Below are 8787 nucleotides of genomic sequence, written 5' to 3' on the forward strand. Positions count from 1 at the left end.
ATAAACCAAATAGCCCCGATCAGCCAAGTCTTGGGCATCTTCACGGTAAACATCGAGAATGCCGAATAACTCATGCAGCAGTAATATGGCTGGTGCTTTTTCGGAGCTTGATGCAGGTGCATACACTTCAACTTCAATTTGACGTGTCGGTAATGTGATTGTTTTTATTTCCATTTCAGCTATCCATTTTTTTAAATCGCTTTTATATCATTTTTGACAATATTAATTGTCAAATAAAAAAGGGCATCAATAGATGCCCCAGCTAAGATTAGAGTGAATTTTTAAAATTTCAGTATACCATTAGCAGTTAATATTTTCGTTGGATCAGCTTGTTGAGAAAGTTTTACATCTTTAAATGTTAATGTACGGTTTGCTGTGTCCAAACTTAATCCAGGGCATACAGAAGTTTCCGAAGCATATGTTCCACATTGATACCAAGTTATTGAACCTAGTACAAATGAGATATAAGTAGCACTCGCATTAGCTTTGGTAATCGTTATACCATCCTCTAGTGGTGGATTTGCTTTATGGGCGAACTGTACATTTACAGTTTGATTAGATGCGTTAAACTGCCCAACTCTTGGTGTCGCCCATACAGTTGAGTTATGTTCGAATATCAATGGCGAAGCTAATCCAGTAATGGTGATACAACCCCATTGATTGGTACTATTTGCACAGCTTGTAGCAGGTGTTGGTGTAGTCGACTGACTGTTATAAATGCATCAACAGACTATTATTTTTAACTGTTAGATCTTGCGTTGTCCCACTGACTGCTTTTAATACAGTATTATTAAAATAGAAGCTTTTTGCAGGTTTTGAATTGATCTGTCCATCTTTTACGGTAACACCATTACAGGCAGGATTTGTTCCCACACCACATGCCCACGCATATTGATTATTTTCAACCTGAACAGTTTTTACGACTGTATTTTCAACCGTGATTTTTACATTTTCTTTTTTATCAGCATTAAAAAATGTATAAATATCAGGTGATTTAATTACAACCGAACTCACCTTACTAAAGCTACAGAAATCATGCGGGGCATTCTTAAAGCCAAGCTTATCATCCGCACCATTTGATTCACAAAGTTGTGGAGAGGCTGTGGTCTTTTCACCATAAAAACCTGTAAAATCTGCACTTTCCGCAGAATATTTACCTGCATTCTCTTTAAATAGGGTCACATATCCCTTGTCAGTAATTACATAATAATTTGTCCCATTTTGCTGAACGTTTGCACCGCAAACTTCTGCAATGGTTGCAGTTGTGCCTTTTGCAATAACTTTTCCTGTCGCTGCATCCAGATTCAAGACCACTGTACCTTTATCACTGTAATCACCGCTATAGCTCGTCAAATCACTGAGTTTGCCTACAGGTAGTTTCTTGCTGGCACAGGTTTCTGTTACTGGGGCAGGAGTTACAGGAACGAAATCAGGAACTGCTGCCACATCTCCTGCTTTTACTTTCTCAATCAGGGCAGCGTAGTCTTTAATTGTTGCTTGATTGGCAGCCAATGATGCCGCAAAAGCATCCAGAGCCTTATCAAATGCATCATCAATTGCAAATTTAGTTGTTAATAGGTCAAAGTTTTCTGGTAATACATAACCATCTGCTCTGAGTTGTTTAGTTAAATTATCTACCGCAGTTTTAAGTGTGGTTTCTAAAATCGGTTGATAGGTTTTAAACCAGTCACTTGGCGTTTGTGAGCTTGCCAAAGCCAGAGCAAGATCAGTAAATGGCGTGATATTGACATTACCCGCTTTTGCAGCGTAACCATGCAAGGTTTGGGTATCTGATGCTTTCACTTCCAATGCACAAGGTAGTTTAGTGCTATCCACCTGGCCTGACCATTCCCCCTGTTCATTGGTTTTAACCTCATTTTTAAACCCAGTGCCATCTTTACAACTCGCTGTGACACTGGCATTTTTAATCGCTGCCCCAACAGCTGCTGTTCCAGCTAAATTACTGTAGGTTGTGGTCGGTGTTGGAGATGTATTACTGTGCTGATCATCGTCATCATGACATGCTGTAAGTAAAACACTGGCAGCAATACAAGCACTCAATAAACTTTTTTTAACATACGAACCCCATTCGTTATTTCATCCCTTTCGTGATGACAGTAACGTTTTTAGGGTTTTCTGCGTATCCCCAGTTCAGGGGGGGATAGCCTAAAATCTATTTTGACTTCAAAAACTTGTTTACAATGTGAATATTCAATGAGTTGTGATACTTCTTCATACACGCTAAGGTATAGGCTGTATTTATATCATTATGAGTTATTGCCATGTCACCTCATCATGCCTACCCACTTTCAGTCAGTGAACAGGATTATCTTGATGGCGAATTGCTAACTGATATTAAACATGAATATATTCATGGCGAAGTCTATGCAATGGCTGGGGCAAAAGCGGCGCATAACAGAATTACCCTCAACATTTCCTCTGCATTACACCAACACTTAAAGGGAAAAACCTGCCAGCCTTATAGCGGAGATATGAAAGTTAAAGTAGATAGCTGTTATTTCTATCCTGATGTACTGGTTGATTGTTCAGATTTAGCAGATGACAGTGTTTTTACAGAAACACCGACCATTATTGTTGAGGTATTGTCTAAATCCTCGCGCCAGATTGACCGTGTGATCAAACGTGAAAAGTATCTACAGATTCCGACCCTACAGGAATATATCCTGATTGAACAGGGTATTGCCGAGATTGAAGTAGTATGTCGTAGTCAAAACTGGCAATCTCATTTCTACTATTTGGGAGATCACATTACACTGAACTCAATTGGTTTAAGCATTTCAGTTGAAGATATTTATGACCGTGTCAAAAATGAAGATGTCGTGACATGGCTAGAGAAGAAAGCCCTAGCAGAACAAAACCTCTCAAATTAAACCATATTGCTGTGCCAGCAGTGCCGCTTCAGCACGGGAGGAGATATGCAATTTCTGATAAATTGTCTTGATATAGCCATTTATGGTATGGCCAGATAATTTTAATTCGTAGGCGATTTCAGCCACCTGATGCCCCTTGGCAATATAAACAAGCACCTGTTTTTCCCGATTGGTTAAAGTCAGCGACTGTATGGCCTGTTGCTTTTGCTGCTTAAGCTGTTCATGTGTTTTGACATAATTGAGTAGTTTCTGCGTCATGCTTGGGGAAAAGGCATGGATTCCAGCAATCAGGTTTTTCAAATGCTGCTGAAATATAGTGGGTTCAAGGTCTTTCAGCAAGTACCCTTTTGCACCATGACAAATGGCCTCAAACAGATATTGGTCATCTTCAAAAATTGTTACCACCACACTCAGGGTATTGACAGAATGTTGTGCCAGCCAGTCAATCACCTCTGTTCCCTTTCCATCAGGCAAGGAAAGATCAATCAAGGCCAGATCATAATGTTGTGACAATAATGACTGCTTTGCTTCCTTTACACTATAAACCTGCTGGATACGAATGCCTGCAAAGGTTTCAAGTAACATCTGTTTGATCCATGCATTGACTTCCAGTATATCTTCTAAAATCAATGCCGTTCGAATCATGTTTATACCCATTTATATATTGACCATCCATTGCTTTTTGCCAAAGTCGCTATAATGGGAAGATCAACTCAACCCTTGAACCTTTTACCTCTGGCAGACTTTGGAAATGCAAGGTTGCTGAAAGTTCAGTTGCACGTTCCCTCAGGTTTTTAAGCCCATTCCCCTCAGACTGATTAGTTTCACCATCAAAACCATTACCATCATCACAAATGACAGAAACCAGTTGTGAATCAACCAAGCTAATCTCAATGATTACACTCTGGGCATTGGCATACTTCATTATATTACTGATGATTTCCCGAAGCACAGAAATATAATGCCTGTATTGTGCATAACTTAAGGTGATGGGTACATCTCCAAGATTTTGTTGCCAATTCAGTTCTACCCCACAACTTTGCAGGCGGGTCACAACCTCATGCTCAAACTCCTACAAAACCATATTTAACTCAACACCCGTACCCAACAGACCATTGACGATGGTACGCATTTCAGCAATCGCCTGACGAATGGCCTGCTTGGCTTGATCCACATCGTTCTGATACAGACCTGATAATAGTTTTGCCCCCAGGTCATCGTGCAAGTCGCGGGCGATACGGTGTCTTTCCTCACGCACACCATTGTCATAGGCAACCCGACTCTCGACTGCCTGAGCTAAAAACGGTAATAAATTCTGAACCAGTTGCTGGTCATAGGCATTAAACAAACGGCGGCCTTGCTGCGGATAGCTGAGACGCATCGCTGCCAGTCCTGCCACCTGTGGGGTATACATCACCAGTCCATTATCTTCAATTTGGCTATTATTTTCGTGTTCACTTATTTCAAGGTTTAATGGCTGAAACAGGTCATTCAACAAGGCTTTCCACTGTAACTGGCGTTCCTGCTCATTCACCGCAAAGCTGACCTGCAAGATTCGCTCAAACAGTTCGCTGTCGGATAATTTTTTACGTTGTAACAGCCGTGCCTGTAGCCAGCCACGGACAGGCAGCCAAATCAGACCACAGATCAGGATAGCCAGACTGAGTGACATAAGTGGGCTTAACATCATCACCAGAAAGGCATCCAGCAACACCAGTAAAATCGCTCCTGCCAGCCAGTACAGAATTCCGAATGCCCAACGGTCCAGACTAAATAACTGATAGCGTTTTAAGCCAATCGCAATACCAATGGTCACAAACAGGAAGAAACCGAACGAATAGGCTTGTGACATATTCAGCTGAATATCAAGTAGCTGGGTGCTCTGAACCAAAAATACAAATGCGCCGCTACTAACCAGAATCCATAAGGCAAACCAGCGCAATGCCACTTTTGCCCGTGGATCATGTCGGTTTGCCCGCCATTGCCAAACCATACATAAAATTGCGCTCAGCATTTGTAAGGTAACGGGTAAGTCTCCCCCCATGCTTGGTTCAGGTAATAGAAATAAGGTATCGAGCAACCACCAACCAGAGAAAAATATCGGTATTGCCCACAACCATTGGGTTCTGATCAACTGCTTTGGGTACACCAGGAATAGACTGATTAATGCACAGCCATATAGCAATGCACCACCCGTATTGATTGCGACCAGTACCCGAAATAATTCGGCATTTAAAGCCAGATCACGGGTGCTATAGATGGCTGCGGAAAAGGCGAATACTGGATAGGCCGCATTGAGTAAGGCAAAAACACGCGGGGCGATTTCATTGGGACGCAATGCCCAAATCCAACAGCCGAGTAAAAACCCAATCGAACTGACAGCAAGCTGAAACCAGAACTCAAAAGGTAAATCCCGAAGTGTTCGTTTAGGCTGAATATTGACAGGATATGGCGTTGAGCTTGAATGATCGCCTGACTGCAAAAATATCTGCTGATGCTGGCTCATCAGTTGATAAATTTGGCTCTGCTTGATAAAAAATTGCTGCATCTCAGGATAGGTTGCAACAAAATGGGGGTCTTCAGTAAAGTCATTTGCGTTTAGCTGTATTCGGTTCTGCCCACCTGCTGCTGAAATTGCAACTGAATCCACATCCTGTAATATTAATCGCTCCCCGTCAAATACCGAAATTTTTTGGCGTTCTTTGACTTCAAAGCGTAAATGGCTACTGGGCTGATTTACCGCACAATAGATGACCGCAACAAGGGCCAACGACAACCCTAAAATGGCATAAAACAACCGATCCGCTGGTGTTTTGCGACGCAAAGCCATATATCACCACAATATGAGTATCCTTTCTGTGAACTAATGATAATCCAGAACATGTAAAAAAGGATGCTGAGACAGCATCCTTTCTGACAAAAACAATGTGTTATTCAATGTTTAGCATACTGCTCAAGGTTTCAGATACATTTTTCGATTTCACTTTAGGCTGCAACGCCTTAAGCGCCTGTTGCACCTGACTACGTTGTGGTTCGGCTAAAGTATACCAACGAGACAATACTTGTAATAAACGTGAACCTAAAATTGGATTTTTCTCATCCAAATACGCGGCAAGCTCAATGAAATGATCAACACCAAAGCTCCACGTATTGACTGGATTTGCAGCTAGTCCACCACTCACTGCACGGATACGGTTCGGTGTTCCCAAATCATAATCGGCGTGCTTAGTCAGATACTCAATCGTTTCCGCTGTCGCAGATGGATTCGATGCTTGGATGCTAAACCATTGATCTAAAGACAAGGCTTCATCTTTAAAACGCTTATAGAAATCTGCAAGTGCATCTTGCGCTTGTGGTGCATCATTCCAGACCAAAACGCGTAATGCTCCTAAACGTTCAGACATATTGCCTGTTTGTTGATATTGGGTATAAGCCAAATCGAATACAGATTCATCACCTTGACGCGCCAACATATTCAAGGTGATATTTTTCAATGAACGCACGCCCATTGCCAAAGAGAACTCTTTTTGCTGGTCTGGATCTAAGGCCAAATAAGTCTCTTTCCAGAATGAACCCAACTCACGAGCCAACCTATCTAGCACTGCTTCACGTTTCTCATGAATAAGTGCAGGTTCATAATCCTGATCAATACGGCTACCCAAGTAGTTTTCACTTGGTACATCAAATAAACGTGATGCCAATAACGGATCTTTATTTACTAAGTCAGGCAAGGTATTTTTAATTGCCTGAATATAGGTATCCACCTTATGGTCTTCTAAAAGAATACGTTCCAATAAAGTTTGTGTCGCTTGCCATTGGTTAAAGCCATTGGTTTCGTGCTGAATCAAAAATGCAAGATCATCATTGGAATAATCAAAGACTAAATTCACAGGTGCAGAGAAATTACGTAATAACGAAGCAACAGGTTGCTCAGTTATGCCTGTAAATTCAATACTCGCTTCATCCTGATCAAATAGATACATCCCATCCTTGACATCATTGACGAAGAGATCAGGGCTGTGCAGGGTATATTGTTCACCCGTATGGGCATTGAACAAAGCTAGAGCCACAGGAATTGGAACCGCCTTTAAGTCTGGATATTTAGGGTGTGCTTTTAGGCTTTGTTTGAAGCTGAGACGATAGGTCTGTGCAGCCGCATCATATTCACCTTGAGCTTCTAACTTTGGTGTGCCAGGCTGGTTATACCATGTGAGGAAATTAGACAAATCAACACCTGACCCTGCGCTTAATGCAGCAACCCAGTCTTCCACCGTCACCGCTTGACCATCATGGCGATGGAAATATTCATCTGTTCCTTTACGGTATTTTTCCTTGCCCAGCAAAGTCGCCATCATGCGGTTAATTTCCGCACCTTTCTCATAAACCGTTGCAGTATAGAAATTATTGATTTCAACAAAATGATCTGGACGTGGTGGATGCGACAATGGACCTGCATCTTCAGGAAATTGATGTGACTTCAACACCGCTACATCATCAATACGCTGAACTGCTGCCGACTGTAAATCCTCAGAGAAAGACTGATCACGGAAAACTGTCAAACCTTCCTTTAGACACAACTGGAACCAGTCACGGCAGGTAATCCGGTTGCCTGTCCAGTTATGAAAATATTCATGGGCAATCACCGACTGCACTCGCATAATGGCTGCATCAGTGGTGTATTCCTCATCAGCAAGCACACAAGACGTATTAAAGATATTTAAACCTTTATTTTCCATTGCACCCATATTGAACTGGCTCACTGCCACAATCATGTAGTTATCGAGATCATACGGGCGACCATAGTGTTCTTCGTCCCAGCGCATTGAATGCTTTAGTGCTTCCATCGCGATATGGCATTTTGGAATATCTTTTTCAATCGCATAAATTTCCAGAGCAACATCACGTCCCTCAGACGTGGTATAGCGATCTTTCAGTACCGCTAAATCACCAATCACACAGGCAAATAAATAGCTTGGCTTCTTGGTCGGGTCTTGCCAGATGGCAAAATGGCGGTCCTCTCCCACTTCACCTGTTTCCAATAAGTTACCATTTGCAAGTAATACTGGATATTTTTTGTCAGCTTCAACACGGGTGGTAAATTCTGCCAACACATCTGGACGGTCTGGATAGAATGTAATTTTACGGAAGCCCTCAGGCTCATTCTGGGTGACAAATAAGCCACCCGCCTTATACAACCCCTCAAGCTGGGTATTTGATTCAGGATGAATAATCACTTTGGTTTGCACAATGACCTGATCTGGTGCATCGGTGATCACCAACTGCTCACTGTCCAGCTGATATTGATCGGCATTCAACAACTGTCCATTCATTTGAATGGATTGTAACTCCAGATCACGACCCAACAATACCAGCTCACCCGCTGCCTGACGTTTCATGACCAATGTTGAATCAACAATGGTGTGATCATCATAGACCTGAATGTCCAAATGAATCGACTCAACCAGAAAAGCGGGTTTTTGATAATCTTTTAAATAAATGGTTTGATCTGCCTGTACAGGAGGTTGTGCCGCAATGTTCATCAGTATTCCTTGTCTTTGGTCATGTCTTTTTGATGGTCTTGTTGGCAAGACTCGTAATGACTTGATCATACGCCAACTGATACCGCCTGTCTTTAAGACCCCGTATGAGTTTTAACAATTTTATTGAGCTAAACTCTGTCATTTTCAAATCAAATTGAGTCAATAGGCTGATAGTTTAGACAAAATTACAACATAGGTTTCTATTCTTAAATAAAAACCACAGAAGCAATTGCATTTCATCGCTCAACTTACATTTTTTCCCAGACTTTTACATTTTGTGCACGGTTATTGCTTAATGGTATATGCCAATGTAGGTATATAAAATAACAAGCGAGGGCTACTGTTATGGAATTAAA

General features: G+C 41.7%; 6 protein-coding genes and 1 pseudogene. 1 reads left to right on the forward strand and 6 read right to left on the reverse strand.

Annotated features, from left to right (window positions below; genetic code table 11):
* Both B4H32_RS07375 and B4H32_RS07380 read right to left on the reverse strand, forming a co-directional pair.
* Positions 1-174 (reverse strand): annotated as a pseudogene (locus B4H32_RS07375) (dienelactone hydrolase family protein); the annotation flags it as partial.
* Positions 175-711: 537 nt separating this feature from the next.
* On the reverse strand, positions 712-2061 hold the full coding sequence (locus tag B4H32_RS07380; RefSeq protein ID WP_010589268.1) for a hypothetical protein: 1350 nt from the start codon (positions 2059-2061) through the stop codon (positions 712-714).
* Positions 2062-2282: 221 nt separating this feature from the next.
* Here B4H32_RS07380 and B4H32_RS07385 point away from each other — a divergent pair, with 221 nt between their 5' ends.
* Positions 2283-2891 carry a Uma2 family endonuclease gene (locus B4H32_RS07385; protein WP_286801127.1) on the forward strand — a complete coding sequence of 203 codons (609 nt, stop codon included), beginning with the start codon at positions 2283-2285 and terminating at the stop codon, positions 2889-2891.
* On the opposite strand, the gene B4H32_RS07390 is transcribed toward B4H32_RS07385, so the two are convergent.
* From B4H32_RS07390 to pepN, 4 genes are all read right to left on the reverse strand, one after another.
* Positions 2883-3536, reverse strand: coding sequence for a response regulator transcription factor (locus B4H32_RS07390; RefSeq protein ID WP_004758257.1), 654 nt, complete (start codon positions 3534-3536; stop codon positions 2883-2885). The two genes, B4H32_RS07385 and B4H32_RS07390, sit on opposite strands and share 9 nt — an antisense overlap.
* A gap of 49 nt (positions 3537-3585) precedes the next feature.
* Positions 3586-3945: a sensor histidine kinase gene (locus tag B4H32_RS07395; protein ID WP_286801132.1), complete on the reverse strand. Its 360-nt coding sequence runs from the start codon at positions 3943-3945 to the stop codon at positions 3586-3588.
* A gap of 18 nt (positions 3946-3963) precedes the next feature.
* Entirely contained in the window at positions 3964-5721 is a 1758-nt protein-coding gene (locus B4H32_RS07400; protein WP_286801133.1) for a histidine kinase dimerization/phosphoacceptor domain-containing protein, read from the reverse strand.
* A gap of 100 nt (positions 5722-5821) precedes the next feature.
* Complete coding sequence (gene pepN, locus B4H32_RS07405; RefSeq protein WP_286801134.1) at positions 5822-8431, reverse strand: aminopeptidase N; 2610 nt, start codon at positions 8429-8431, stop codon at positions 5822-5824.
* Positions 8432-8787: the final 356 nt, after the last annotated feature.

The sequence above is a fragment of the Acinetobacter sp. UBA2063 genome (assembly GCF_002333245.1).
GTDB lineage: Bacteria > Pseudomonadota > Gammaproteobacteria > Pseudomonadales > Moraxellaceae > Acinetobacter > Acinetobacter parvus.